The sequence below is a fragment of the Streptomyces sp. NPDC051664 genome, from assembly GCF_044453545.1.
In the GTDB taxonomy this organism is placed as follows: domain Bacteria; phylum Actinomycetota; class Actinomycetes; order Streptomycetales; family Streptomycetaceae; genus Streptomyces.
Map to the genome: position 1 here is coordinate 236334 of NZ_JBITCU010000012.1, position 23410 is coordinate 259743.

A 23410-nucleotide genomic window follows, 5' to 3' on the forward strand; every position below is an offset into this window, starting at 1 on the left:
ATGATCGGAATTCTCGACGGCAAGCGCATCCTCATCACCGGTGTGCTGATGGAGTCGTCCATCGCCTTCCACACCGCCAAGGTGGCCCAGGAGCAGGGTGCCGAAGTCATCCTGACCGCCTTCCCCCGGCCCACGCTGACGGAGCGCATCGCCAAGAAGCTGCCCAAGCCCGCCAAGGTCATCGAGCTGGACGTGACCAACACCGAGCACCTGGACCGGCTCGAAGGCCTGGTCCGTGAGGAGCTCGGTTCGCTGGACGGCGTCGTCCACTCCATCGGTTTCGCGCCGCAGGACGCGCTCGGCGGTAACTTCCTCAACACCCCGTTCGAGTCCGTCGCCACCGCGATGCACGTCTCGGCGTTCTCGCTGAAGTCGCTCGCCATGGCCTGCAAGCCGCTGATGAGTGAGGGCGGCTCGATCGTCGGCCTCACCTTCGACGCACAGTTCGCCTGGCCGCAGTACGACTGGATGGGCCCGGCCAAGGCCGCGCTGGAGGCCACCTCCCGTTACCTCGCCCGCGACCTGGGCAAGGAAGGCATCCGCTGCAACCTGATCTCGGCGGGTCCGATCGGCTCGATGGCCGCGAAGTCCATCCCGGGCTTCTCGGAGCTCGCGGACGTCTGGAACACCCGCTCCCCGCTCGCCTGGAACATGGCCGACCCGGAGCCGGCCGGCCGCGGCGTCGTCGCGCTGCTCTCGGACTTCTTCCCGAAGACCACGGGCGAGATCATCCACGTCGACGGTGGCGTGCACATGATGGGTGCCTGACCTCGTAGAACCCTGTACGAAACGGCCGCGTACCACCTCCGGGCAGGTGGTGCGCGGCCGTCGCACGTCCCCACCCGGCCGTTCGCCGCTCAGGTCGAAAAGATGGTCGATGCACCGCAGAATGTGGTGGAACCGGACTTTTGGTCAGGCTGCGGGGAGGAGGTCGCTGTGCGCCCCATACGTCGCCGAACCTGGGCCCTGCTGGCGGCCTCGGTCGCCGTCGCCGCACTTGTCGTCCCCCTGGCCATATCCGGCCTGGGGTGGCCCGGGGCGTCCGCGCCGACCGCCCCCGTCCCGGACCCGCACGGCGCCGACTGCCGTACGTCGGTCCAGGGCTCCTGGGTGGTCGCCTACTGCCACAACCCGTACCCCACCAACGACCGGGTGCAGCTGCACACCGAATGCGACCGCTGGTGGGACATAGACGCGGACGGCATACCCGTCGACGTCGCCCCCGGGCAGACGGTACGACTGGACGACCGCTGCTGGAAGGAAATCGCCTCCGTCTGGATCACCCACCAACGGATCTAGTGGCCCTCTTTCCGGCTCTTCCGGAACATTCGGATCAGACCCGGTCCACCAGGCAGCTGAGCGCATGACTTGCGGCCTCGGCGGCCGCCGTCTCCGCGTCACCGGCCCGGATCGCCTCGACCAGCCGTGCGTGGTCCATATGGTTCTCCGGCCGCAGCTCGTGCCCGACGTCGACCCGCAGATAGTCGCGCAGCAGATCCCCCAGGTCGGCATAGAGGCCCGTCAACACGTCATTGTGCGAGGCGGCGACCACGGCCAGGTGCAGCGTCGCATCAGCGGACACGAACGCTTCGGCGTCGCCCGCGGCCCAGGTCTCCTCGCGACGCGCCATGAGCGCGTCCAGCTGCTTCAGGTCCCGCTCGGTGCGCCGGGCGGCCGCCAGCCGGGCTGCCGACGACTCCAGCGTCGACCGCAGCTCGGCGACATGACGCGGGTCGGCGGACGCGAACCGGCGGTGCATCACGCCGGCCAGCTCACTGGTGGCGACGACATACGTGCCCGACCCCTGCCGGATGTCCAGCAGCCCGTTGTGCGCGAGCGCGCGCACCGCCTCGCGGACGGTGTTACGGGCCACCCCCAGTTGCTCCACCAGCTCGGGTTCGGTCGGAATCCGCGAACCGACGGGCCACTCGCCCGAGGTGATCTGATTCCTCAGCTGTGCGATCACCTGGTCGGCGAGTGCCGACCGCCGCGGGGACGTCAAAGCCATGATGCTCCTTGCTCGGATCCTCGGGGCTTCCGGATTCTCCGGTTCCCGGGTTTCTCGAAGGTTTCCGAAGGCTCTCGGACGAGTGGACAACCAATCATCCCATGATTCTATGATGGACCTCATGCCCGAAGACGAGACCCAGCCCCAGACCCGGACCGCGACCCGGCCCCAGAGCCCGCACACCGCCACGGCGACCGCCTCCGCCATGGACTCCCCGGCACCGCAGACCGCGCAGACCGCCTCCGGCCCGGCCCCCTGGGCGCTCCGTCTGGTCGCCGTCGGTCTCGTCCTCACCGCGCTCAACCTCCGCCCCGCCATCACCAGCCTCGGCGCCCTTCTCGAAGAGGTACGGGACGGGCTGCACATGAGCGGCAGCGTCGCCGGTGTCCTCACCTCCGTGCCGCCGCTCTGTTTCGCGGTCTTCGGCATCATGGCGCCGCGCCTCGCCCGCCGCTTCGGCCCCGGTGCGGTCGTCTGCGCCGGCATGGTCGCCATCGCGGCCGGTCTGCTGATCCGGCCGTTCGTCGGCTCCACGGCCGGCTTCCTCGCCGCCAGCGCCCTCGCCCTGATGGGTATAGCCGTCAGCAACATCCTGATGCCGGTGATCGTCAAGCGCTGGTTCCCGGACCGGGTCGGCTCCATGACCGGCCTCTACTCGATGGCGCTTGCCCTCGGCACCGCGCTCGCCGCAGCTGTCACCGTGCCCATGACCGATGCGCTCGGTGGCAGTTGGAAGGCCGGCCTCGGAATCTGGGCCGTGCTCGCCGCCGCCGCGGTCCTGCCCTGGATCCCGCTGATGCGGGACGGTCGCGGCGTCCCCGGGCAGGCCACCGCCCAGCAGCACGGGGATACCCCGGCGCTGCGGATCACCCGCAGCCGCACGGCTTGGGGCCTCGCCTGCTTCTTCGGTCTGCAGGCCACCGCCGCGTACATCGCCATGGGGTGGATGCCGCAGATCTTCCGCGACGCCGGCGTCTCGGCGGGCACGGCGGGCGTCCTGCTCGCCGTGACCATGGCCATGGGTGTGCCACTCGCTTTTGTCATCCCGCGGGTCGCCGCCCGGATGAAGAACCAGGGCCCGATCGTCGTCTTCCTCTGCGCCTGCGGCCTTGTCGGCTACGCGGGCCTCTACTTCGCACCGGCCGGCGGCGCCTGGGCCTGGGCGCTGCTTCTCGGCATCGCCAACTGCGCCTTTCCGCTCGCCCTCACCATGATCGGCATGCGGTCCCGCAGCGGCGCCGGAGTGGTCCGGCTGTCCGCGTTCGCCCAGTCCACCGGCTATCTGATCTCGATCCCCGGTCCGCTGCTCGTCGGCGTGCTGTACCAGCACAGCGGCGGCTGGGGACTGCCGATCGCGCTGATGGCGGGCCTGATGCTGCCGCAGATGGTGGCGGGGATCCTGGCCGGGCGGGACCGGACGATCGAGGACGAATGCTGAGATGCGAGACTGGCCCCATGCCAGTTCTCGATCCGAATCCCCAGAACGGTCAGAAGAAGCTTCTCCTCGTGCTCGGGGCGATGCTCCTGATCACGGTGATCATCGGAGTGATCGCCTCGGTCGCCTCTCCCTGACGCCTCTCTCCGGTGCCTCGGACCGCGCCGCCGCCTCGTTCCCTGCCTGCACTTCTCGCGTGTTCCGCCACCGGGGCCGATGGTGGGGCTGGCACCACCATCCCCTAGGGGGCCAGGGTCAGGGTGAAGTGGGTGGGTCGCCGGATGGGACCGGCACCCCCGCATCCGTAAGTTCTGGGTATCAGAACCGATGGCCCACGGAGGCGGACATGGCGGCCCGTACCTACACCCGATCCCCCCGCCCGACCTCGGCCGGTGTCGAGGTCAGGCTGCCGTGGTGGGCCGTCGCGCTGCCCGCAGTCGGCTTCGCCGCACTGCTGCTGCTGATCTCCGGATCCGGCGAGGCGCACGCCGTGACGGGCGACTCGGCGATCGGTCAGCTGCTTGAACGAATCGTGGACCTGCTGGCCCGCTGACCCCGTTCACCCGCAGTGGGGGACCCCTCCAACACCCTGCGCCGGGCGGCTCATTTCGTGCGAAGCTGAGGTGTATGAGCGTCGATACACCTCGCAGGATCGTCCTACTCAGGCATGCAAAGGCGGAATGGTCGCAGGACTCCGACCATGAGCGGCCGCTCGCGGAGCGTGGCCGCAAGGATGCCCCCGTGGCAGGCCGCAAACTCGTCGACTCCGGCATCGTCATCGATCTGGCCCTGTGCTCGACCGCCGTCAGGACGCGCGAGACCTGGAAGCTGGCGGTGCACGAGATGCCTCACCGGCCCAGGACCGTGTACGAGGAGCGGCTGTACGAGGCCTCCCTCGGCGAGCTGATCGCCCTGCTCAACGAGACCCCTGACGACGTACAGAACCTGCTTCTCATCGGCCACAACCCCAGCATGCATGCCGTCGCGGACGCCCTGGCCGGTTCGGCGGAGGGCGAGGCCATGGCCCGGATGACCCGTGGCGGCTTCCCGACCGCTGCGTTCGCCGTGATCGAGTTCTCCGGCTCCTGGAAGGGCGTGGAGCACGGGGTGGGCAAGCTCGTCGAGTACTGGACGCCGAACGACTGATCGCGCCGCAGTACACGGAAAGGCCCCGGCACGGGACGCATGGTCACGAGTGCCGGGGCCTCTCCCGTACGCGAGGTACGAGGCCGGTCGGTCAGTCGACGAGACCGTCGGCGGCCTCGACCTCCTCACGGGTGATCCCGAGCAGATACAGCACGGTGTCCAGGAACGGCACGTTCACCGCGGTGTGCGCGGCCTCGCGGACGACCGGCTTGGCGTTGAAGGCGACCCCGAGCCCGGCCGTGTTCAGCATGTCCAGGTCATTCGCGCCATCGCCGATCGCGACGGTCTGCGCAAGCGGGACCCCGGCCTGCTCGGCGAAGCTGCGCAGCAGCCTGGCCTTGCCCGCCCGGTCCACGATGTCGCCGACGACCCGGCCGGTGAGCTTGCCGTCGACCACTTCCAGAGTGTTGGCAGAGGCGAAGTCGAGCCCGAGCCGTTCCTTCAGATCGTCGGTTACCTGGGTGAACCCGCCGGAGACGACGCCCACTTGGTAGCCGAGTCGCTTCAGCGTACGGATCAGCGTGCGAGCGCCGGGCGTGAGCCGCACCTCGGCGCGCACCTTGTCCACCACCGACACGTCGAGCCCTGCCAGCAGCGCCACCCGCGCGTGCAGCGACTGCTCGAAATCGAGCTCGCCGCGCATCGCCTGCGCGGTCACCTCGGCGACCTTGTCCTCACAGCCGGCGTGGGCCGCGAACAGCTCGATGACCTCGTCCTGGATGAGCGTCGAGTCGACATCCATGACGACCAGCCGCTGCGCACGGCGGCTCAGTCCGGCCGATACGACCGCGACATCGACCCCGATCCCGGCGGCCTCGGTGGCCAGTGCGGTCCGCAGCTCCGCGGTCGCGGTGCCGGACACGGCGAACTCGACGGCCGTGACCGGGTACTTCGCCAGCCGAAAGATCCGGTCGATGTTGCCGCCCGTCGACGTGATCGTGGCCGCTATGGCTGCGGTCGACTCGGCGGTCAGCGGGTGCCCGAGCACGGTCACATGGGAGCGACCGTAACCACGCGGCCGGTTGTCACCGGTCCCGGAGATGATCTCGGCCTGCAGCTTCAGCGATTCGGCCCAGCTGTGCACGGTCGACCGCAGATCGCCCTCGGTGGTGCCGGCCGCGGCGTTGCCACCGGTGGGAGCGGTGACCAGCGCGCACAGGACGATACGGCCACGGGTGACGACCTGCTCGATATCGACGACATCGACCGCGTAGGCGGCGAGCGTGTCGAAGAGCCCGGCGGTGATGCCGGGGCGGTCCTTGCCGAAGATCTTGACGAGAAGGGTGGGGGTGCCGGTGCCCTGACGGGCCTCAGTGGGCTCAGGAGACGGGGAGGACTGAGGGGGCTGAGATGCGCTCATGGTGCCTCCACCGTATCGGTCCGCCTCACACGCCCGAAGCCCCGTCCCGCGGACCGGACACCGGGAAGGGATTCCCGACCGGCGCGTTTCCAAGCCGGACCGATGCTCGGGAACGGAGCTTTCGCCTGGCGTTCTCGCGCCCGCCCGACGGCAGAGGAGACACGTTCACCCCCACGCGGGCGGCCGGTCGGGCGGCGGCGGTACCCCGTCCCGCGGCGCCGGCCCGGGCCCCGGGGGCGGCACCGTCGGCGCGGGGGGCGGGACGATCGGTCCCACCACCGTCGGCGCCCCATGGATCGCGTCCGCCGGATGCGGGCGCAGATACGGGTTGGTCTCCTCGCGCGACGGCCGGTACGGCCGCGACGGCGTGTACGGCCCAGGCACCGGACCACCACCTCCACCACCTCCACCGACTTCGTCGCCACCCCGGCCCGATGACCCCACCGGCACCGCTCCCGCCCCGCACGCCACCAGTGCCCCCACCCCACCCGCACCCGCACCCCACACCGCACCCAGTACCGCGGCCGTCCCCGGATGCCCGTGCAGCTCGATCCCGGCCCCGAACGCATCGAAGCCCAGCACCGAGAGCGACCCATCCGCGGACACCTGCGTCAGCCATACCAGCAGCGGCAGGGCCACCGCCGTCACGCCTCCGAGCCGCAGCGCACACCGCCCCGCGAACCGGGCGGCGGTTGCCTCTCCCCGGTCGGTACGTGTCGCGGCCAGCACCCCCGCGTACAGCATCATCACCGCGGCGGCGACCGCCAGCAGCCAGACCCGGTGGTCCAGTTCGGCCAGCCGCCCGACCGTCACCGGTTCGTCGGAGGACATCCGCAGCAGCTCGTCAAGCGGATCGGGAAGCAGTTGGGCCAGTTCGCCGGTCGCCTGTCCGTCCCACGGCACGAAGAGGCCGAGCGGCACCCCGAGCCACGTCCCGTTCGGCGCCCCGAGCAGCGCGGCGCCCGCGATCCGCTTCGGGTGGTCGTCGCCGACCGCCGCGTACGCCGCGGCCGCGCACCCGGCGACCACCGCCACGAGCAGCACCGACACCAGCGCGGACGCCGCCGGACGTACGGTCCGGTGCAGCCACACCAGACGGGACGGCAACGGCGTACGACGCGAGGCCAGAACTGCGATCACCAGCACCCCGAGCACCCAGCAGGCCCCGCCCACCAGCGACTTCACCGTGTCGACCGTGAACCCGACATGGGCCTGCGCCCTTGCGAGATCCGCCAGCCGGTCCGGCAGCAGCCCGCCGAGGTCACCCAGATCGCCGAGCCCGCCCGGCAGCAGATCCCCGATGCCCCCGGCCCCACCGGGGGCATCACGGTCCGCCCCCGGCACCTCGTCCAGACCCAGCGACGCACCGTCGATCGTCACGACATCGTGACCGGCCCAGGCCAGCCCGCCGAGCACGGCGACGAACATCACCACCACCACCCCCGCACGGACCGCGAGTTCGGCGCCGGGCAGCACCGCTCCCGCCCCGCGCAGCGACCGCAGGAAGAAGAAGGAGAGGAACAGCGCACCGGCCAGCCCCACTCCCAGCGGTGTGACCGACAGGGCGGCGTGCGCCTCGGCCCCGTCCAGCCCGAACGCCGAGACATCGCCCGACGGAGAGACCGATCCGCCCGCCCCCAGCACCACCACGGCCGCCGTCATCGGCCCCAGCGCCCCCGCCGAGTCGGCGCCGAGCAGATGCAGTCCGAGGGCCGCCGTCCCCGCCATCGCGACCATCGCCCAGCTGACCGAGGCGATGGCGGCCAACACCACGCCTCCCCAAGGGATATGCCTCGTACCGCCCCCGCGTACGTCCCTCGCCATCAGGACCCCCTCAATTCGCACCGAGATGCCCTGAGTTGACCTATTCGCTCATGATCCGTACGCACTCATGGGCGCTTACCACTCTCCGAGCATGTTTCTCCCGAGTCAACGGCGCGTGGGTGCAGCTCTCGTCACTGTCCTGAACCGGCCCGACTTTCGTATCGGGGACTGCTCCTGGAATAGTTCCCCACGATGTTCAGCATCCCTAGACTCCCTGCGATGGGGGTAACTCGGGGGACAACTAGTGGGGCGCGGAGTGCCGGAACTCGTACTGGAATTGAATGGAAGGACCTGGACGCTCGATCCGTCCAGGCCGTACACCCTCGGGCGCGATCCGCAGGGCGACCTGTCGATCGACGACGCCAGGGTGTCGTGGCGGCATGCCACGATCAGCTGGGGTGGCCGCAGTTGGTTCATCGAGGACCACGGCTCCACCAACGGCACCTATGTGCAGGGTCAGCGGATCCACCAGATGGACATCGGGCCGGGCTCCGCCGTGTACCTGGGCAACGCCACTGACGGCCCGCGGCTGAGCTTCAGCGGATCCGCCGCGGGCGCCGATGTGTACAGCGGTCAGGGTGCGGGTGCGCAGCAGACCCCCGCCCAGCAGCCCCAGCAGGGTGGTGCCGGCTGGCCGGATGCCGCGTCGCAGCAGCCCCAGCACCAGCAGCAGGGCTGGCAGCAGACGCCCCAGGGCCGGCCGCAGCAGCACGCCCAGCACCAGCAGCCTCACGTGCCGCACCAGAAGGGCATGGCACAGACACCCGGCGCAGGTCCCGGCGGTGCCGCGGGGGCCCCGCCGGTCTACGGCGACCGCAGCCCGACCACGTTCCACCAGCTGGACCTCGGCCGTGTGATGCGTATCGGCCGTGCGCTGGAGAACGAACTCGTCGTCTCCGACCTCCAGGTCTCGCGCCACCACGCCGAGTTCCACGCGACTCCCGACGGCCGCTTCGAGATCCGCGATCTCGGTTCCCACAACGGCACCTACGTCAACGGTCAGCCGCTCCACAAGTCCGGCTCCGCGCTGATCGGTCCGAACGACATCGTCGGTGTCGGTCACTCGACGTTCCGTCTGGTCGGCGACCGGCTCGAGGAGTTCGTCGACACCGGTGAGGTCTCCTTCTCGGCCCGGCACCTCACGGTGACGGTCGACGGCGGGAAGCAGATCCTCAAGGACGTCTCGTTCGGTGTCCCGGAGAAGTCGCTCATCGCGGTCATCGGCCCGTCCGGTTCCGGCAAGTCCACCCTGCTCAAGGCGCTCACCGGCTACCGGCCCGCCAACCAGGGCGATGTCCTCTACGACAACCGGAACCTGTACAAGCAGTTCGCTGAGCTGCGCCAGCGCATAGGCCTGGTCCCGCAGGACGACATCCTGCACAAGGAACTCACGGTCACCAAGGCGCTCAAGTACGCGGCCAAGCTGCGCTTCCCCGCGGACACCACCGAGGCCGAGCGCCAGTCCCGGATCCATGAAGTCCTCGCCGAGCTCAAGCTCGACATCCACAAGGACAAGAAGGTCACCTCGCTCTCCGGTGGCCAGCGCAAGCGTGTCTCCGTCGCCCTCGAGCTGCTCACCAAGCCGTCGCTGATCTTCCTGGACGAGCCGACCTCAGGCCTCGACCCGGGCATGGACCGCGACGTCATGCAGCTGCTGCGCGGCCTCGCCGACGACGGCCGTACGGTCCTCGTCGTCACGCACTCGGTCGCCGAGCTGGCGATCTGCGACAAGCTGCTCGTCATGGCGCCGGGCGGTTCCGTCGCCTACTTCGGTCCGCCGGAGGAAGCGCTCAACTTCTTCGGCTACACCACCTGGGCCGACGTCTTCTCCGCGTTCGAGAACTACCGTGACTACGACTGGGCGGACCGCTGGCGCGGCTCGCAGCACTACCAGATGTACGCCGCGGACATCGACGCCGTCGCCGCACAGTCCGTACACATGCCGCCGCCGCAGCAGATGCGTCCGCCGAAGCCGCAGGGCTGGATGACGCAGCTGTGGACGCTGATCCGCCGATACGCGTCGGTGATCGCGTCCGACAAGGGCTTCATGGGTCTGATGGTGATCCTGCCCGCGGTCCTCGGCATCGTCAGCGTGGTCATTCCGGCCGACTTCGGCCTGGCCCCTCCGAAGCCGCCGTCGAAGTTCAACGGAGACGCCGGAACGATCATGTTGATCCTCGCGGTCGGCATGTGTTTCTCGGGTGCGGCCAACTCCGTACGAGAACTGATCAAGGAACGCGTCATCTACGAACGGGAACGGGCCACCGGCCTCTCCCGCTCCGCCTATCTGATGTCCAAGGTGATCGTCCTCGGCGTGATCACGGCCATCCAGGGCGTCATCATCTGCGGCATCGGCTTCGCCACCCGCGACCTGCCCGAAGAGGGCCTGATCATGCCGCCGGCCGTCGAGCTCTGCGTCACGATCATCGCGCTGGGCTTCACCTCGATGATGTTCGGCCTGGTGATCTCCTCGCTCGTGAAGACCGCCGAGAAGACGATGCCACTGCTGGTCATGTTCGCGATCGTCCAGGTCGTCTTCACCGGCATCCTCTTCCAGGTGTACGGATCGCCCGGCCTGGAGCAGTTCGCCTGGCTGATGCCGTCCCGCTGGGCCATCGCGGCCGCGGGCTCGACGCTCGACCTCGCGCACCTGATGCCGCCGTGGGACCAGAAGAACCCGACCGACCTCGACCCGCTGTGGGAGCACACGGCCGGTCAGTGGGGGATGAACATCGCTGTGTTGCTGTTCCTCGGCGTCATCTGCGGCTTCGCGGTGGCGCGCCTGCTGCGCCGCCACGAGCCGGAGGTCATGCGCAAGTAGGGCAGCGGCGCAGCGTGCACAGCACGCACGGAACGCCGAAGGGCGGCACCCGGAATGGGGTGCCGCCCTTCGGCGTTGTGCAAAACGTCATGGATTGGTCAGTACGCGCTGTTGACGTTGTCGATCGAGCCGTACCGGTCGGCGGCGTAGTTGGCCGCGGCGGTGAGGTTGGCGACCGGGTCGTAGATGTTCGTCGAGGTACCGGAGACGTGGTACGCGTTGAACGTCGGCTGGATGACCTGCAGCAGGCCACAGGACGGGGTGCCGTTCTGGGCGTTGACGTCCCAGCCGTTGACCGCGTTCGGGTTACCGGTGGACTCCCGCATGATGTTGCGGTGCAGGCCGTCGTACGAGCCCGGGATGCCGTGGGCCTTCATGATGTCCAGCGCCTCGGTGATCCAGCCGTTCAGGTTGTTGGCGTAGACCGGGGTGCGGGCGGCGGAGCGGCTGGCGGCCTGGGAGGACCGCTTCGCGACATCGGCCTTGGCCTTCGCAGCGGCCTTCGCCTTTGCCTTCACGGCAGCCTTGGCCTTTGCGGCGGCCTTCGCCTTGGCGGCGGCGGCGTGCTTCGCCTTGACGGCGTCAGCGGCCTTCACCAGCTTCTCGGCGGTGGAGTGCTGCTCGATGATGCTGGCCTGGATGGTCTTGGCCTGCGGAAGGCCGGCGATGACCACCGGTGCGGCGGAGGCGGCCTGCGTCTCGGCAGGGGTCTCGGCGTGGGCCGGGACGAGGGAGAGCGAGAGGGCGGCGCAGCAGGCGGCGGAGACACCCGCGGCGGAGAGCTTCTGGGCCTTGCTCAGACGACGAAGACGGCTGTGGATGCTGGACGTGGACATGCAGTCGTACCTCTTCGAATTGCGGGGTCCTCACGGAGGACGAAGACGGATGCGACGGGTTCGCATCTCCGTCAGGGACGAGAGCAATTCTTAACGGCCGCAAAATGCTGTGGCAATCGTGTGACGTACGACCCCGGATAGTGGATCACGAACCCGCTCGGACGCGACGGTCCGGGCTCATGCCGACTGATGTGGGACTTAGGTGTCCACTAGCGGGCTTCGTAAGTGACGTGCGTCCTATGTGCGGCCTCACATCGGCCGTGTAACAACCTCGCCGTCCGTTGCTTCAGCAATTCGGAGTGTCATGTTCCGGATCGGGGAGCAGCAGGTGCACGTCCCCGAACTCGTGCCAGAGGTACCGATGGCGCAGCGCCTCCGCGTATCCGCACTGCAGCGCCGCCCGCCCCGCGACCGCCTCCAGCATCAGCAGATGAGAGGCCTCCGGCTCGTGCAGCCCGGTCAGCAGCCCGTCCACCGCACGCACGCCGCGCTGCGGCGTCACCACCAGATCCGTCCAGCCGGCGGCCGCGCGCACCACCCCGTCCGTCCCCGCCGACGACTCCAGCGCCCGCACCGCCGTCGTACCTACCGCGATGACCTTCCCACCGCCCGCCCGCGCCGCATTGACCAGCCAGGCCGTCGCGCGCGGCACGGCGAAGCGCTCCGGGTACGGCGGCTCGTGCGCCTCCGCCGACGCCACCCCCGTATGCAGCGTCAGCGGCGCGAACTGCACGCCGCGGCTCACCAGCGCGGCCACCAGCCCCGCGGTGAACGGCCGAGCAGCGCTCGGCATCTCCGCCGATCCGCTCCCGTCGGGGGAGTCCACGGCGAAGACCGTCTGATACGCGGACAGCGGCTGGTCCCGCTCCGTATAGCCGTAACGGATCGGCCGCCCGTAATGCCGCAGCAGCCCCGGCACCTCCACCGACACCTGCGCCCACCACAGCCTGGCCCCCACCGTCGCCCCCAGCTGCCGCCCCACGCCGTACCCGCCCGCGCCGCTCAGCGGCTCCTCCAGCACCAGTCGTGAGCCGCCCGGCAGCCGGACGACGGCCCCGGCCGGCCCACCGCGGCGCGGCACCGTCGTTCCCGTCCCGTCCGGGCGGCGCAGCTCCACCGCCCACCGCCCGTCCTCGCCCCGCGTCGAGAAGTGCACGACGACGCGCGCACCGCCCACCCGGCCGTTCACCGCGGCGGGCAGCGTCGGTGACGTATTGACCACGAGTACGTCCCCGGCCCGCAGCTGCCCCGGCAGCTCCCGGAACGCACGGTGCGAGACCTCCTGCCCCCGCGACACCAGCAGCCGTACGTCATCACGCCCCGCACCCCGCTGCTCCGCCGGCACCCGTGCCGAGAGCTCCGCGGGCACCCGCAACGCCTCCAGTGCGGTCACAGTCCCACCCCCGACAACGCCGGCCCGGCCGGCCTCGAATCGTCCGGCCCCGACTCCGCCGGCCACGGCGCCGCATACCGCCCGCTCGCCGGCCGCCGCTCCAGCAGCCGCAGGAACGCGGGCACCACACTCTCCGGACGCGGTCGCGGATCGTCGTCATCCGGTACCGCCGCCGCATAGAGACCGGTCTGCATGTCTCCCGGATCGACCGCCCACACCCGCAGCCCCGGCTCCTCCACCCCCAATACCGCGGCCAGCTGGTCGAGTGCCGCCTTCGACGCCCCGTAACCGCCCCAGGTCTCGTACGGCTCCGCCGCCGCATCCGAACTCACCACCACGACCGCGCCCGCCGCCGAGGCCCGCAGCAGCGGCAGCGCCCCCTGCACCAGAGCGAGCGCCGCCACCAGATTGGTCTCCAGCGCCTGCCGCAGCCCGTCCAGCGGCAGCGCATCGAGCCGCACGAGCGGCTCGGCGCCCAGCGCGCTCGCATTGCTCACCAGCAGATCGAGTCCGCCGAGCTCCCCGGTGGCGGCAACCAGCTCCCCGCGGTGCCCGGCGTCCGTGACATCCCCGGGCACGGCGACCACCCGCGCCCCGTACCCCGCCAGCTCCTTCGCCGTCGCCTCCAGCACCCCGGCGCTCCTGGCATCCAGCACCAGATCCCAGCCCCGCTGCGCGAGCGCCGCGGCCAGCGCACGGCCCAGCCCCTTCGAAGCACCCGTGATCATCGCGACAGGCATGACAACCGTCCCCCTTCATTACGTCGGCAAGGGCCGATGAACCCTCGGCACGGCCAAGGTAGGAGCGTCCCCACGCGCCGCGCGTCGGCCGTGAGCCGCACCCCCGCAAGGAACTTCGACCTAGGCCCAGCGCCCTAAGCACCCGCCGTCCACAGGCCGATACGGCGCGGCCACCCCGCCGGTACGGTGAGGCCATGAGTCACAGCCCACCGTCGGGCCTCGCAGCGGTCAGTGCCGCGCTGCTCGCCATGAGCCGGCACCTCGAAATGCGTGACGTCCTGAAGACGATCGTCGCCTCGGCCCGCGACCTGCTGGACGCCGAGTATGCGGCCCTCGGTGTCCCCGACGACCACGGCGGCTTCGCCCAGTTCGTCGTGGACGGAGTCAGCGACGAGCAGTGGAAGGCCATCGGCCCGCTGCCCCGGCAGCACGGCATCCTCGCCGCGATGCTCCACGAGGCCAAGCCCCAGCGCCTCGCCGACGTCCGCAAGGACCCCCGCTTCGAGGGCTGGCCCGACGCCCACCCCGACATGTCCGATTTCCTCGGCCTGCCGATCAGGGACGGCGACGAAATCATCGGCGCGCTCTTCCTCGCCAACAAGCGGTGCCCCAAGCCACAGGGCGGCTGCGGCTTCACCGCACAGGACGAGGAGCTGCTGTCGATCCTCGCCCAGCACGCGGCGATCGCCCTCACCAACGCCAGGCTGTACGAGCGCAGCCGTGAGCTCACCATCGCCGAGGAACGGTCCCGGCTCGCCCACGAGCTGCACGACGCGGTCAGCCAGAAGCTGTTCTCCCTGCGGCTGACGGCCCAGGCCGCCGCCGCCCTGGTCGACCGCGACCCGGCCCGCGCCAAGGGCGAGCTCCAGCAGGTCGCCGCGCTGGCCGCCGAGGCTGCGGACGAGCTGCGCGCCGCCGTCGTCGAACTGCGCCCCGCCGCGCTCGACGAGGACGGCCTCGTCGCGACGCTCCGTACCCAGATCCAGGTCCTGGACCGCGCCCACACCGCCCGGGTCACCTTCGAGAGCCTCGGCGTACGGGCCATGCCCGCCGCGCAGGAGGAGGCGCTGCTCAGGGTCACCCAGGAAGCCCTGCACAATGCGCTGCGCCACTCGGGCGCCGACCAGGTCGACGTCACGCTGGCCCGGCGCGGCTCCGGCACGGTACTGCGGATCACCGACGACGGCAGCGGATTCGAACCCACGGCAACCCGGCAGGCCGGCCGCCATCTGGGTCTGGTGTCGATGCGGGACCGCGCGAGCGGTGTCGGCGGAAGGCTCACCGTTGAATCGGCGCCCGGCAAGGGCACCACGATCGAGATGGAGGTACCCGGTGGCTGACAAGATCATCAGGGTGCTGCTGGTCGACGACCACCAGGTGGTCCGCCGCGGTCTGCGTACGTTCCTGGAGATCCAGGACGACATAGAGGTCGTCGGCGAGGCGGCCGACGGCGCGGAGGGTGTGGCCAGGAGCGAGGAGCTGCATCCCGACGTGGTACTGATGGACATCAAGATGCCGGGCACGGACGGCATCGAGGCGCTCCGCAAGCTCCGGGAGCTGGAGAACCCGGCCAAGGTGCTGATCGTCACCAGCTTCACCGAGCAGCGCACGGTGGTCCCTGCCCTGCGCGCGGGCGCCTCCGGTTACGTGTACAAGGACGTCGACCCGGACGCACTGGCCGGCGCCATCCGCTCGGTGTACGCGGGCCATGTCCTGCTCCAGCCGGAGGTCGCCGGAGCCCTGCTCGCCCAGGAGGACGCCGGCGGCGGTACGGGCCGGGGGAGCACTCTCACCGAACGGGAGCGGGAAGTGCTGGGCCTGATCGCCGACGGCCGGTCCAACCGTGAGATCGCCAGGGCGCTGGTCCTCTCCGAGAAGACCGTCAAGACGCACGTCTCGAACATCCTGATGAAACTGGATCTGTCGGACCGAACCCAGGCCGCCCTCTGGGCCGTCCGACATGGGGCGGCTGGCTGATCAGGGCTGAAGCGGACCGGTTCCCTCCAGGCTGAGATTCATACTGTCGGGTGTATGTCACCCATACGGCGCATCCTGTTCGGCCCGGGAGCGTTCTCCATGGCGTGCTGCGGCGGCTGGCCGCAGCGACGCTAGGAGGATCCTGAAGTGAAGAACCTGAAGAAGGCCGCTGCCGTCACCGTGATCGCCGGTGGCATCATCGCCGCCGGCGCGGGCGCGGCCTCCGCCACCGGCCACGGCGCGGGCGCCCACGGCGCAGCGACCCACTCCCCGGGCGTGGTCAGCGGCAACGTCATCCAGGTCCCGGTCCATGTCCCGGTGAACGTGGTCGGCAACACGGTCAACGTGATCGGCCTGCTGAACCCGGCCTTCGGCAACTTCGGTCTGAACCGCTGACCAGCACAAGCCAGTTGATGCCGGACGGGCCCCACCAGGGACGCGTCCGGCATCAACCATGCGGCGCCGCATCCCAAGTGGCGGTCCGTCAACCTCAACCATCAATCCCGTTCGGCGGTTGAGGACGGAGCGGCCACCGGACGGCCCCGGTGCTCCACGCCGTCGGCTACCCCCGCTCCCGGCTCTCCACATAAGCGTTGTACGCGGCCACCTGAGCCCGCCGGGCCACTCGCTCCACCGGCCGCAACGCATCCGCCCGCGCCGCGATCTCCGACGCGCTCACCGCCCCGCCGTGCCCGTTCTCGTACGCCACCGAGATCAGCAGCCCCACCCGCTGAGCCAACTCCAGCACGCGTACCGCCCGTGGCGGATACCCGGGAGCGAGCACCTCCCGCCCCCGCTCCGCCCGCGCCCGGTACGCGTCCACCGCCGCCTCCGCCACCGGCCCCGAGCCGGCCACGTCCAGCCGCGACAGCACCGCCGTCGCATCCCGCAAGGCCTCGGCGAGCTCCCGCTCCGCCTCGCTCAGCGACGGCACATCGGCCGGCGGCGCCTCCCGTACCGGCAGACAGCGCCACACCACTTCGACGTGCAGATCCCCGGCCGGCCCCACCTCCCGGACCTCGGGCACCAGCCCGTACGGCACACCGGAAGCGATCACCGCCTCCTCCGCCTCCAACGCCCGCGCGTTGAATTCCGGCGGACCGCTGAGCCCCAGCGGATGCCCCGGCACCGGCAGCGCGACCCGGAAGCCCGTCGCCCCCAGACCCCGCAGCCGCCCCAGCGCGAGCGTGAGCCCGACCGGTCCCGCCTCACCGGGCAATCCCTCGACGCGGTGCACCGCGTCCTCTCCGACAATCGCGAGCGCCGCGTCGTCCGGCGACGCAAGTCCGGCCAGAAGCGCGTTGCCCCATGCGGCCAGCAGCCCTGAGCGTGGTTCCGAATGCATGGGAACAGCCTAGGGAACCGGACCTAAGAGCTGGAGCACTCCTGGGGTGGCGTAGGTTTTCCCTGGGAGCTGTGCCCACAGGCACGCGACGATCTCGAGACTGTATGGGGAGACAACGCGCTCATGAGCGATGTACTGGAGCTGGTGGACGTATCCGTGGTCCGCGACGGACGCGCTCTGGTGGACGACGTCTCCTGGTCGGTCAAGGAGGGGGAGCGCTGGGTCATCCTCGGCCCGAACGGCGCCGGTAAGACCACTCTCCTCAACATCGCGTCCAGCTACCTCTTCCCGACCAAGGGCACCGCCAAGATCCTCGGCGAGCAGCTCGGCGGCGTCGGCACCGACGTCTTCGACCTGCGCCCCCGGATCGGCATCGCGGGCGTCGCCATGGCCGAGAAGCTTCCCAAGCGACAGACGGTCCTGCAGACGGTGCTCACCGCCGCGTACGGCATGACCGCCACCTGGCACGAGAACTACGACGCCGTCGACGAGGACCGCGCCCGCGCCTTCCTCGACCGGCTGGGCATGACCGAGTACCTCGACCGGAAGTTCGGCACCCTGTCCGAGGGTGAGCGCAAGCGCACGCTGATCGCCCGCGCCATGATGACCGACCCCGAGCTGCTCCTCCTCGACGAACCCGCCGCCGGTCTCGACCTCGGTGGCCGCGAGGACCTGGTCCGCCGCCTCGGCCGGCTCGCCCGTGACCCGCTCGCCCCTTCCATGATCATGGTCACCCACCATGTCGAGGAGATCGCCCCGGGCTTCACCCACGTCCTCATGATCCGCCAGGGCAAGGTCCTCGCCGCGGGCCCCATGGAGACCGAGCTCACCTCCCGCAACCTCTCCCTCTGCTTCGGTCTGCCGCTCATCGTCGAGCACGCCGGCGAGCGATACACCGCGCACGGCCTTCCGCTGTCCTGAATGTCCTGATCGCAACCCTGTCGGCGAAGGGACCCGCGGTCCTACCATGACCACGTGGACATCGACGCGTGGGTGTGGTGGCTGATCGGCGCGGTCGGGCTGGGCATTCCGCTCGTGCTGACCGCGATGCCCGAGTTCGGGATGTTCGCTGTCGGAGCGGTCGCCGCGGCAGTCGTCGCGGCGCTCGGCGGCGGCATCGTGGCCCAGGTCCTGGTCTTCGTCGTGGTCTCCGTCGCGCTCATCGCGGTGGTCCGCCCGATCGCCGCCAGACACCGCGCGGACCGGCCCCGACTCGCCACCGGCATCGACGCGCTGAAGGGCCGTCAGGCCGTCGTCCTGGAACGGGTCGACGGCAACGGCGGCCGCATCAAGCTGGCCGGCGAGATCTGGTCCGCCCGCGCATACGACGGGGAGCAGAGCTTCGAACCCGGTCGGCACGTGGATGTCGTGGACATCGACGGGGCCACCGCCGTCGTCATGTGACCGAACCGCACACACGGCGGACCGCGGTCTGCCAGACTCGATGTCGATCATCATGAGATCCGGACCTCATGAGATCCGACCCCGATCATCGCGATCCGTCGGCAACCGAAGGGCACGAGGAACACGATGCAACCGATCATCATCGTCCTGATCATTCTGGTGGTGCTCGTCTTCATCGCCCTGATCAAGACGATCCAGGTCATCCCGCAGGCCAGCGCAGCCATCGTGGAGCGCTTCGGCCGCTACACCCGTACGCTCAACGCCGGCCTGAACATCGTCGTTCCATTCATCGACACCATCCGCAACCGGATCGATCTCCGTGAACAGGTCGTCCCGTTCCCGCCCCAGCCGGTGATCACCCAGGACAACCTGGTCGTCAACATCGACACCGTCATCTACTACCAGGTGACGGACGCGCGCGCCGCGACGTACGAAGTCGCCAGCTACATCCAGGCGATCGAGCAGCTCACCGTCACCACCCTCCGCAACATCATCGGCGGCATGGACCTGGAGCGGACCCTGACCTCCCGCGAGGAGATCAACGCCGCGCTCCGCGGAGTCCTCGACGAAGCCACCGGCAAGTGGGGCATCCGCGTCAACCGTGTCGAGCTCAAGGCGATCGAGCCGCCCACCTCCATCCAGGACTCGATGGAGAAGCAGATGCGCGCCGACCGGGACAAGCGCGCAGCGATCCTCCAGGCCGAAGGAACGCGGCAGTCCGCGATCCTCACCGCGGAGGGCGAGAAGCAGTCCGCGATCCTGCGCGCCGAAGGTGAGGCCAAGGCCGCGGCCCTGCGCGCCGAGGGCGAGGCCCAGGCCATCCGTACGGTCTTCGAGTCCATCCACGCGGGCGACCCGGACCAGAAGCTCCTCTCGTACCAGTACCTCCAGATGCTCCCGAAGATCGCCGAGGGCGACGCCAACAAGCTCTGGATCGTGCCGAGCGAGATCGGCGACGCCCTCAAGGGCCTCAGCGGCGCCTTCGGCAACCTCGGCACCGGTGTCCCGGGCTTCAACACCGGCAAGGAGCGCCGCGAGGAACCCCCGGTCGACTGACGTGTGCACACCCCCGTGCATGATCAGTGCATCAAGCACCGATCATGCACGGGGGATTCGGAATGACCATCTGGGAGATGCTTGCCGTCCTCGTCGCGGGCATCAGCGCAGGCGCCATCAACACGATCGTCGGTTCGGGCACGCTGATCACGTTTCCGGTGCTGCTCGCCACCGGCCTGCCCCCGGTCACCGCCACCGTCTCCAACGCCCTCGGCCTGATCCCCGGCTCCGTCAGCGGTGCCATCGGCTACCGCAAGGAACTGACCGGACAGCGTCGCCGCGTCCTCAAACTGAGCGTCGCCGCCCTCATGGGGGGTCTCACCGGCGCCACCCTCCTGCTGGTCCTGCCCTCCACGGCCTTCGAGACCATCGTGCCCGTGCTGGTGGCACTGGCTCTCGCCCTGGTCATCCTGCAACCTCGCATCAGCAAAGCGGTGCAGCGCCGCCGCGCAGACAACGGCACCACCGCCCGCCCCGACGGCGGCCCCCTCCTCTTCGTCGGACTGATGCTCGCCAGCGTCTACGGGGGCTATTTCACCGCCGCCCAGGGGATCATCTACCTCTCCCTGATGGGCATGCTGCTCGACGACACCATGCAGCGCCTCAACGCCGTCAAGAACGTTCTGGCAGCCGTCGTCAACAGCACCGCCGCGCTTTTCTTCCTCTTCGTCGCGGACTTCGACTGGACAGCCGTCGCACTCATCGCGATCGGCTCCGCCTTCGGCGGCCAGATCGGCGCCAAGGTCGGTCGCCGACTCAGCCCCACCGTGCTGCGCTGCCTGATCGTCGCGGTCGGCACGGTCGCCATCGTCCAGCTGGTGCTCCGCTGACACGGAAGCCCGCCCCTCACGAGGACGGGCTTCCAGTACGACAATGTGCGTACGTCGGCTACGCGGCGGAACGGTCCAGCCACTCCGGCAGCGCCGACCGCTCACCGGCCCCCATCGCCAGCAGCATCGCCTCCGCAGGCGACGGGACGAACGGCTCCCGCAGCAACGGCATCCCCGCCTGCTCCGGCGTCCGGGCCGCCTTGCGGTGGTTGTCCTCGGCGCAGGACGCCACCGTGTTGAGCCAGGTGTCCTGACCGCCCTGGGCCCGCGGCACCACATGGTCGACGGTCGTCGCCCGCCGCCCGCAGTACGCGCACCGGTGCTGGTCCCGTATCAGCACACCTCTTCTGGACCACGGCGCCTGTCTTCGGAACGGCACCCGTACGTACCGGCAGAGCCTGATCACGCGAGGCACCGGAATGTCCACGGCGGCGCCACGCATACGGAGATCGGGGTGCGACTGCTCGACGACGGCCTTGTCCTGCAGGATCAGCACCACCGCACGGTTCAGCGTCACTGTCGACAGCGGCTCGAAGCTCGCGTTGAGAACCAGCGTGTCCCGCATTTCGCCCACCTCCCGTGTGCCGCCCGCCCCCCGGCAGGCCCGGATCAACTCTGGCTGGGCAGGCCGTGATGGACAACGCAATAAAAAATGCCCTGCCCTGATCTCTCCAAGACCAGGGCAGGGCAAACAGCAGGGGAACTCTCAGCTCACCGAGTACTAGGCGGGACCGGGATACTCACCGATCAGCTGAGCACGTCCCAGCGTGTGGAACCGCAGATTGAAGCCGACGACCGCCGGCGACACATCGCTGTCGGCCCCCAGCTTCTCGGTGTCCACCGCGTACACGGTGAAGACGTAGCGGTGGTTCTCCCCGGGCGGCGGCGCAGCACCGCCGAACTCCTTCGACCCGTAGTCGTTACGGACCTGAACGGCGCCCGTGGGCAGCCCCTCGAACTTCCCGCTGCCCGCACCGGCCGGCAGCTCCGTGACCGACGCCGGGATGTCGAAGACGACCCAGTGCCAGAACCCACTGCCCGTCGGAGCATCTGGATCGAAGCAGGTCACGGCGAAACTCTTGGTCTCCGCCGGGAACCCTTCCCACCGCAGCTGCGGCGAGGTGTTCCCGGCCGCGAACACCTGGGCATCGGCCAGCACGGCCCCAGGGGCGACATCCTCGCTCACCACCGTGAACGACGGCACCTCGGGATGGAAGTCATGCGGAAGCGGCGGCCTCTTCGGCTCGGTCACGTCAACACCTCTCCTGATCGGCTCCGGTAACTCGCCACCGACCCTAGAGCCAGTTGCGCTGACCGCCGACCTGGGCGAGCCACTGATTCAGGTATGCCGCCCAGTCGGTCCCCTGGAAGTCGTGCAGGCCGACCTTGAACGCACGGTACGAGTCGCTGCCCTCACTGAAGAGCCCCGGCTTCTTGTCCATCTCCAGGACGACATCCATCTCGCGGTCGTCCGCGACGAACGTCAGCTCGACCTGGTTCAGCCCCCGGTACTGCTGCGGCGGGAAGAACTCGATCTCCTGGTAGAACGGCAGCCGCTGACGCGTACCGCGAACGTGACCGCGCTCCATGTCCGCGCTGCGGAAGCCGAAGCCCAGCTGCCCGAACGCGTCCAGGATCGCCTGCTGCGCCGGCAGCGGGTGCACATTGATCGGGTCGAGGTCGCCCGAGTCCAGCGCCCGTGCGATCTCCAGCTCGGTCGTCACACCGATGTTCATGCCGTGCAGGTGCTGCCCGGCGAACATCGTGATCGGCGTCTCCCATGGAATCTCGAGCCCGAACGGCACGACGTGCACCGCACCGGCCTGCACCTCGAACGCACCACCGAGCCGCAGCTTGGCGAACTCGATGTCCTGCTTCATCTCCTGGTCATTGCCCTCGACCTCGACGCGCGCCTGCAGGCCGACCGACAGTCCCTCGATCTGCTGCGCCACGGAACCGCCCTGGATCCGCACCTCGCCCTGGACGACCCCACCCGGTACGACGTTGAGCTCGGTCAGCTCCGTCTCCACCGACGCACCACCGGCACCCATGCTCGCGAGCAGCCGCTTGAAGCCCATGTTTACTCCTCCTTGGTCCTGACCCGTACATACGCGCCACGACCGTAGTCGGTTCCCGGTAACCTCGATCGCCATGATCGAGGGCTTGGACCGCACGCCGCTGACACGCGATTTCTTCGACCGCCCCGTACTGGACGTGGCACCCGACCTGCTGGGCCGGATGCTGGTACGGGACACCGGCGACGGCCCCATCGAACTCCGCCTGACCGAGGTGGAGGCGTACGCGGGCGAGATCGACCCCGGCTCCCACGCCTTCCGCGGCCGCACCCGCCGCAACAGCGTGATGTACGGACCGCCCGGCCACGCGTACGTCTACTTCACCTACGGCATGTGGCACTGCCTCAACCTGGTGTGCGGCCCCGAGGGCATGGCGAGCGGTGTACTGCTCCGGGCCGGTGAGATCCACGTGGGCGCCGAGCTCAGCCGCAAACGTCGATTCTCAGCCCGCAATGACAGAGAACTGGCCAAAGGTCCAGCCCGCCTGGCCACCGCCCTGGACGTCGACAAAGCCCTGAACGGTACCGACGCCATCGCCCACCCGGGTGCTTCGTTGTCCGTACTGCACGGCACCCCGCCACCCTGCGATCAGGTACGCAACGGCCCTCGCACCGGGGTGGGCGGGGACGGTGCCTTGCATCCCTGGCGCTTCTGGATCGACGGCGACCCCACCGTGAGCCCCTATCGACCCCATGCGCCACGCCGCCGCGCAACTTGACTCGCCCCCGTCGGCCGCCTAACGTAGTCCGAGCCGCTTGAACGGGTACTGCTGTCGGCACGGTCCATCGGACCAAGCCTGAGCACTCGGAAGCAGCCAACCACTACCTTCGACTCACCCTGACGGGTGCGATTTCGGCATGCCGAAATTCGTACCCAGCGACTCGATTATGAGCCGCCAAGGAAATCGTCTAAAGTGGTGAACACGCCGAAAGGCAAAGGCCACTCCAACGGCCATCGGAATCAAATTCGAACCGGAAACGGAACGAAAATGAGCCTGGTAAGGTTGGAATCGCCGGAAAGGGAAACGCGAAAGCGAGAACCTGGAAGGCGGAACTCGCTTCGACGGGGAATCGGACACGAAAGAGTCTGATAGAGTCGGAAACGCAAGACCGAAGGGAAAAGCCCGGAGGAAAGCCCGAGAGGGTGAGTACAAAGGAAGC

Annotated in this window: 25 protein-coding genes; 15 read left to right on the top strand and 10 right to left on the bottom strand. The window is 69.4% G+C overall.

The annotated features are described in order from the left end of the window. Together fabI and ACIA8E_RS23610 are read left to right on the top strand one after the other, a co-directional pair. Positions 1 to 768, top strand: a complete 768-nt coding sequence (fabI, locus tag ACIA8E_RS23605) for an enoyl-ACP reductase FabI (RefSeq protein ID WP_356645435.1) — start codon at positions 1 to 3, stop codon at positions 766 to 768. A gap of 168 nt (positions 769 to 936) precedes the next feature. Continuing rightward, a complete protein-coding gene (locus ACIA8E_RS23610) occupies positions 937 to 1299 on the top strand; it encodes a hypothetical protein (protein WP_399301290.1) in 363 nt (120 codons plus the stop codon). A gap of 34 nt (positions 1300 to 1333) precedes the next feature. Here the strand turns inward: ACIA8E_RS23610 and ACIA8E_RS23615 are convergent, their stop codons facing one another. Beyond that, positions 1334 to 2008 carry a FadR/GntR family transcriptional regulator gene (locus ACIA8E_RS23615; protein WP_399301291.1) on the bottom strand — a complete coding sequence of 225 codons (675 nt, stop codon included), beginning with the start codon at positions 2006 to 2008 and terminating at the stop codon, positions 1334 to 1336. A 205-nt stretch (positions 2009 to 2213) separates the two neighbouring features. On the opposite strand from ACIA8E_RS23615, the gene ACIA8E_RS23620 reads away from it, so the two are divergent. The 4 genes from ACIA8E_RS23620 to ACIA8E_RS23635 all read left to right on the top strand — a co-directional run bounded on the left by ACIA8E_RS23620 (position 2214) and on the right by ACIA8E_RS23635 (position 4589). Continuing rightward, positions 2214 to 3446 (top strand): CynX/NimT family MFS transporter, encoded by a 1233-nt coding sequence (locus tag ACIA8E_RS23620; protein ID WP_399301317.1) that lies wholly within the window; start codon positions 2214 to 2216, stop codon positions 3444 to 3446. Between the two features lie 17 nt (positions 3447 to 3463). Then, positions 3464 to 3580 (top strand): SGM_5486 family transporter-associated protein, encoded by a 117-nt coding sequence (locus ACIA8E_RS23625; protein WP_267005888.1) that lies wholly within the window; start codon positions 3464 to 3466, stop codon positions 3578 to 3580. Between the two features lie 209 nt (positions 3581 to 3789). Next, positions 3790 to 3996 carry a hypothetical protein gene (locus ACIA8E_RS23630; protein WP_399301292.1) on the top strand — a complete coding sequence of 69 codons (207 nt, stop codon included), beginning with the start codon at positions 3790 to 3792 and terminating at the stop codon, positions 3994 to 3996. A gap of 74 nt (positions 3997 to 4070) precedes the next feature. Then, the gene (locus tag ACIA8E_RS23635) at positions 4071 to 4589 is read left to right on the top strand and encodes a SixA phosphatase family protein (RefSeq protein WP_399301293.1); all 519 of its coding nucleotides are present in this window, start codon (positions 4071 to 4073) and stop codon (positions 4587 to 4589) included. Positions 4590 to 4680: 91 nt separating this feature from the next. Here the strand turns inward: ACIA8E_RS23635 and serB are convergent, their stop codons facing one another. Together serB and ACIA8E_RS23645 are read right to left on the bottom strand one after the other, a co-directional pair. Beyond that, entirely contained in the window at positions 4681 to 5949 is a 1269-nt protein-coding gene (serB, locus tag ACIA8E_RS23640; protein ID WP_399301294.1) for a phosphoserine phosphatase SerB, read from the bottom strand. Between the two features lie 165 nt (positions 5950 to 6114). Continuing rightward, positions 6115 to 7773: a streptophobe family protein gene (locus ACIA8E_RS23645; RefSeq protein ID WP_399301295.1), complete on the bottom strand. Its 1659-nt coding sequence runs from the start codon at positions 7771 to 7773 to the stop codon at positions 6115 to 6117. Positions 7774 to 8017: 244 nt separating this feature from the next. Between ACIA8E_RS23645 and ACIA8E_RS23650 the strand changes: the two genes are divergently transcribed. Beyond that, positions 8018 to 10594 (top strand): FHA domain-containing protein, encoded by a 2577-nt coding sequence (locus ACIA8E_RS23650; protein ID WP_399301296.1) that lies wholly within the window; start codon positions 8018 to 8020, stop codon positions 10592 to 10594. 98 nt (positions 10595 to 10692) lie between these two features. On the opposite strand, the gene ACIA8E_RS23655 is transcribed toward ACIA8E_RS23650, so the two are convergent. The 3 genes from ACIA8E_RS23655 to ACIA8E_RS23665 form a co-directional block, all read right to left on the bottom strand. Continuing rightward, complete coding sequence (locus ACIA8E_RS23655) at positions 10693 to 11430, bottom strand: transglycosylase SLT domain-containing protein (RefSeq protein WP_399301297.1); 738 nt, start codon at positions 11428 to 11430, stop codon at positions 10693 to 10695. A gap of 286 nt (positions 11431 to 11716) precedes the next feature. Continuing rightward, on the bottom strand, positions 11717 to 12823 hold the full coding sequence (locus ACIA8E_RS23660) for an S-adenosylmethionine:tRNA ribosyltransferase-isomerase (protein ID WP_399301298.1): 1107 nt from the start codon (positions 12821 to 12823) through the stop codon (positions 11717 to 11719). Then, positions 12820 to 13563 carry an SDR family NAD(P)-dependent oxidoreductase gene (locus ACIA8E_RS23665; RefSeq protein WP_399301299.1) on the bottom strand — a complete coding sequence of 248 codons (744 nt, stop codon included), beginning with the start codon at positions 13561 to 13563 and terminating at the stop codon, positions 12820 to 12822. The genes ACIA8E_RS23660 and ACIA8E_RS23665 overlap by 4 nt, the downstream gene beginning before the upstream one ends. Positions 13564 to 13757: 194 nt before the next feature. On the opposite strand from ACIA8E_RS23665, the gene ACIA8E_RS23670 reads away from it, so the two are divergent. From ACIA8E_RS23670 to ACIA8E_RS23680, 3 genes are all read left to right on the top strand, one after another. Further along, entirely contained in the window at positions 13758 to 14903 is a 1146-nt protein-coding gene (locus ACIA8E_RS23670) for a GAF domain-containing sensor histidine kinase (RefSeq protein ID WP_399301300.1), read from the top strand. Then, entirely contained in the window at positions 14896 to 15540 is a 645-nt protein-coding gene (locus ACIA8E_RS23675; RefSeq protein WP_399301301.1) for a response regulator, read from the top strand. The genes ACIA8E_RS23670 and ACIA8E_RS23675 overlap by 8 nt, the downstream gene beginning before the upstream one ends. A gap of 147 nt (positions 15541 to 15687) precedes the next feature. After that, positions 15688 to 15936 carry a chaplin family protein gene (locus tag ACIA8E_RS23680; RefSeq protein ID WP_030920217.1) on the top strand — a complete coding sequence of 83 codons (249 nt, stop codon included), beginning with the start codon at positions 15688 to 15690 and terminating at the stop codon, positions 15934 to 15936. Between the two features lie 166 nt (positions 15937 to 16102). Here ACIA8E_RS23680 and ACIA8E_RS23685 read toward each other — a convergent pair whose 3' ends face one another. Continuing rightward, entirely contained in the window at positions 16103 to 16885 is a 783-nt protein-coding gene (locus tag ACIA8E_RS23685) for a hypothetical protein (protein WP_399301302.1), read from the bottom strand. Positions 16886 to 17008: 123 nt separating this feature from the next. Between ACIA8E_RS23685 and ACIA8E_RS23690 the strand changes: the two genes are divergently transcribed. The 4 genes from ACIA8E_RS23690 to ACIA8E_RS23705 all read left to right on the top strand — a co-directional run bounded on the left by ACIA8E_RS23690 (position 17009) and on the right by ACIA8E_RS23705 (position 20175). Next, positions 17009 to 17806 (top strand): ABC transporter ATP-binding protein, encoded by a 798-nt coding sequence (locus ACIA8E_RS23690; RefSeq protein ID WP_329164491.1) that lies wholly within the window; start codon positions 17009 to 17011, stop codon positions 17804 to 17806. 54 nt (positions 17807 to 17860) lie between these two features. Then, positions 17861 to 18289, top strand: coding sequence for an NfeD family protein (locus ACIA8E_RS23695; RefSeq protein WP_030974434.1), 429 nt, complete (start codon positions 17861 to 17863; stop codon positions 18287 to 18289). A 126-nt stretch (positions 18290 to 18415) separates the two neighbouring features. After that, complete coding sequence (locus tag ACIA8E_RS23700) at positions 18416 to 19345, top strand: SPFH domain-containing protein (RefSeq protein WP_030920228.1); 930 nt, start codon at positions 18416 to 18418, stop codon at positions 19343 to 19345. Positions 19346 to 19407: 62 nt separating this feature from the next. Next, a complete protein-coding gene (locus ACIA8E_RS23705) occupies positions 19408 to 20175 on the top strand; it encodes a sulfite exporter TauE/SafE family protein (protein WP_399301303.1) in 768 nt (255 codons plus the stop codon). Positions 20176 to 20233: 58 nt separating this feature from the next. On the opposite strand, the gene ACIA8E_RS23710 is transcribed toward ACIA8E_RS23705, so the two are convergent. The 3 genes from ACIA8E_RS23710 to ACIA8E_RS23720 form a co-directional block, all read right to left on the bottom strand. Then, complete coding sequence (locus tag ACIA8E_RS23710; RefSeq protein ID WP_399301304.1) at positions 20234 to 20740, bottom strand: HNH endonuclease; 507 nt, start codon at positions 20738 to 20740, stop codon at positions 20234 to 20236. Positions 20741 to 20896: 156 nt separating this feature from the next. Continuing rightward, positions 20897 to 21427 carry a YbhB/YbcL family Raf kinase inhibitor-like protein gene (locus tag ACIA8E_RS23715; protein WP_399301305.1) on the bottom strand — a complete coding sequence of 177 codons (531 nt, stop codon included), beginning with the start codon at positions 21425 to 21427 and terminating at the stop codon, positions 20897 to 20899. Positions 21428 to 21470: 43 nt separating this feature from the next. Beyond that, positions 21471 to 22253 (bottom strand): sporulation protein, encoded by a 783-nt coding sequence (locus ACIA8E_RS23720; protein WP_399301306.1) that lies wholly within the window; start codon positions 22251 to 22253, stop codon positions 21471 to 21473. A 73-nt stretch (positions 22254 to 22326) separates the two neighbouring features. Here ACIA8E_RS23720 and ACIA8E_RS23725 point away from each other — a divergent pair, with 73 nt between their 5' ends. Then, entirely contained in the window at positions 22327 to 22968 is a 642-nt protein-coding gene (locus tag ACIA8E_RS23725; RefSeq protein WP_399301307.1) for a DNA-3-methyladenine glycosylase, read from the top strand. The last annotated feature ends 442 nt before the right edge of the window (positions 22969 to 23410 follow it).

Coding starts and splice junctions, on each gene's coding strand:
- fabI (WP_356645435.1), top strand. CDS start 1: ATGATCGGAATTCTCGACGGCAAGCGCATCCTCATCACCGGTGTGCTG.
- ACIA8E_RS23615 (WP_399301291.1), bottom strand. CDS start 2,008: ATGGCTTTGACGTCCCCGCGGCGGTCGGCACTCGCCGACCAGGTGATC.
- ACIA8E_RS23620 (WP_399301317.1), top strand. CDS start 2,214: ATGGACTCCCCGGCACCGCAGACCGCGCAGACCGCCTCCGGCCCGGCC.
- ACIA8E_RS23625 (WP_267005888.1), top strand. CDS start 3,464: ATGCCAGTTCTCGATCCGAATCCCCAGAACGGTCAGAAGAAGCTTCTC.
- ACIA8E_RS23630 (WP_399301292.1), top strand. CDS start 3,790: ATGGCGGCCCGTACCTACACCCGATCCCCCCGCCCGACCTCGGCCGGT.
- ACIA8E_RS23635 (WP_399301293.1), top strand. CDS start 4,071: ATGAGCGTCGATACACCTCGCAGGATCGTCCTACTCAGGCATGCAAAG.
- serB (WP_399301294.1), bottom strand. CDS start 5,949: ATGAGCGCATCTCAGCCCCCTCAGTCCTCCCCGTCTCCTGAGCCCACT.
- ACIA8E_RS23645 (WP_399301295.1), bottom strand. CDS start 7,773: ATGGCGAGGGACGTACGCGGGGGCGGTACGAGGCATATCCCTTGGGGA.
- ACIA8E_RS23655 (WP_399301297.1), bottom strand. CDS start 11,430: ATGTCCACGTCCAGCATCCACAGCCGTCTTCGTCGTCTGAGCAAGGCC.
- ACIA8E_RS23665 (WP_399301299.1), bottom strand. CDS start 13,563: ATGCCTGTCGCGATGATCACGGGTGCTTCGAAGGGGCTGGGCCGTGCG.
- ACIA8E_RS23670 (WP_399301300.1), top strand. CDS start 13,758: ATGAGTCACAGCCCACCGTCGGGCCTCGCAGCGGTCAGTGCCGCGCTG.
- ACIA8E_RS23685 (WP_399301302.1), bottom strand. CDS start 16,885: ATGCATTCGGAACCACGCTCAGGGCTGCTGGCCGCATGGGGCAACGCG.
- ACIA8E_RS23690 (WP_329164491.1), top strand. CDS start 17,009: ATGAGCGATGTACTGGAGCTGGTGGACGTATCCGTGGTCCGCGACGGA.
- ACIA8E_RS23700 (WP_030920228.1), top strand. CDS start 18,416: ATGCAACCGATCATCATCGTCCTGATCATTCTGGTGGTGCTCGTCTTC.
- ACIA8E_RS23705 (WP_399301303.1), top strand. CDS start 19,408: ATGACCATCTGGGAGATGCTTGCCGTCCTCGTCGCGGGCATCAGCGCA.
- ACIA8E_RS23710 (WP_399301304.1), bottom strand. CDS start 20,740: ATGCGGGACACGCTGGTTCTCAACGCGAGCTTCGAGCCGCTGTCGACA.
- ACIA8E_RS23720 (WP_399301306.1), bottom strand. CDS start 22,253: ATGGGCTTCAAGCGGCTGCTCGCGAGCATGGGTGCCGGTGGTGCGTCG.
- ACIA8E_RS23725 (WP_399301307.1), top strand. CDS start 22,327: ATGATCGAGGGCTTGGACCGCACGCCGCTGACACGCGATTTCTTCGAC.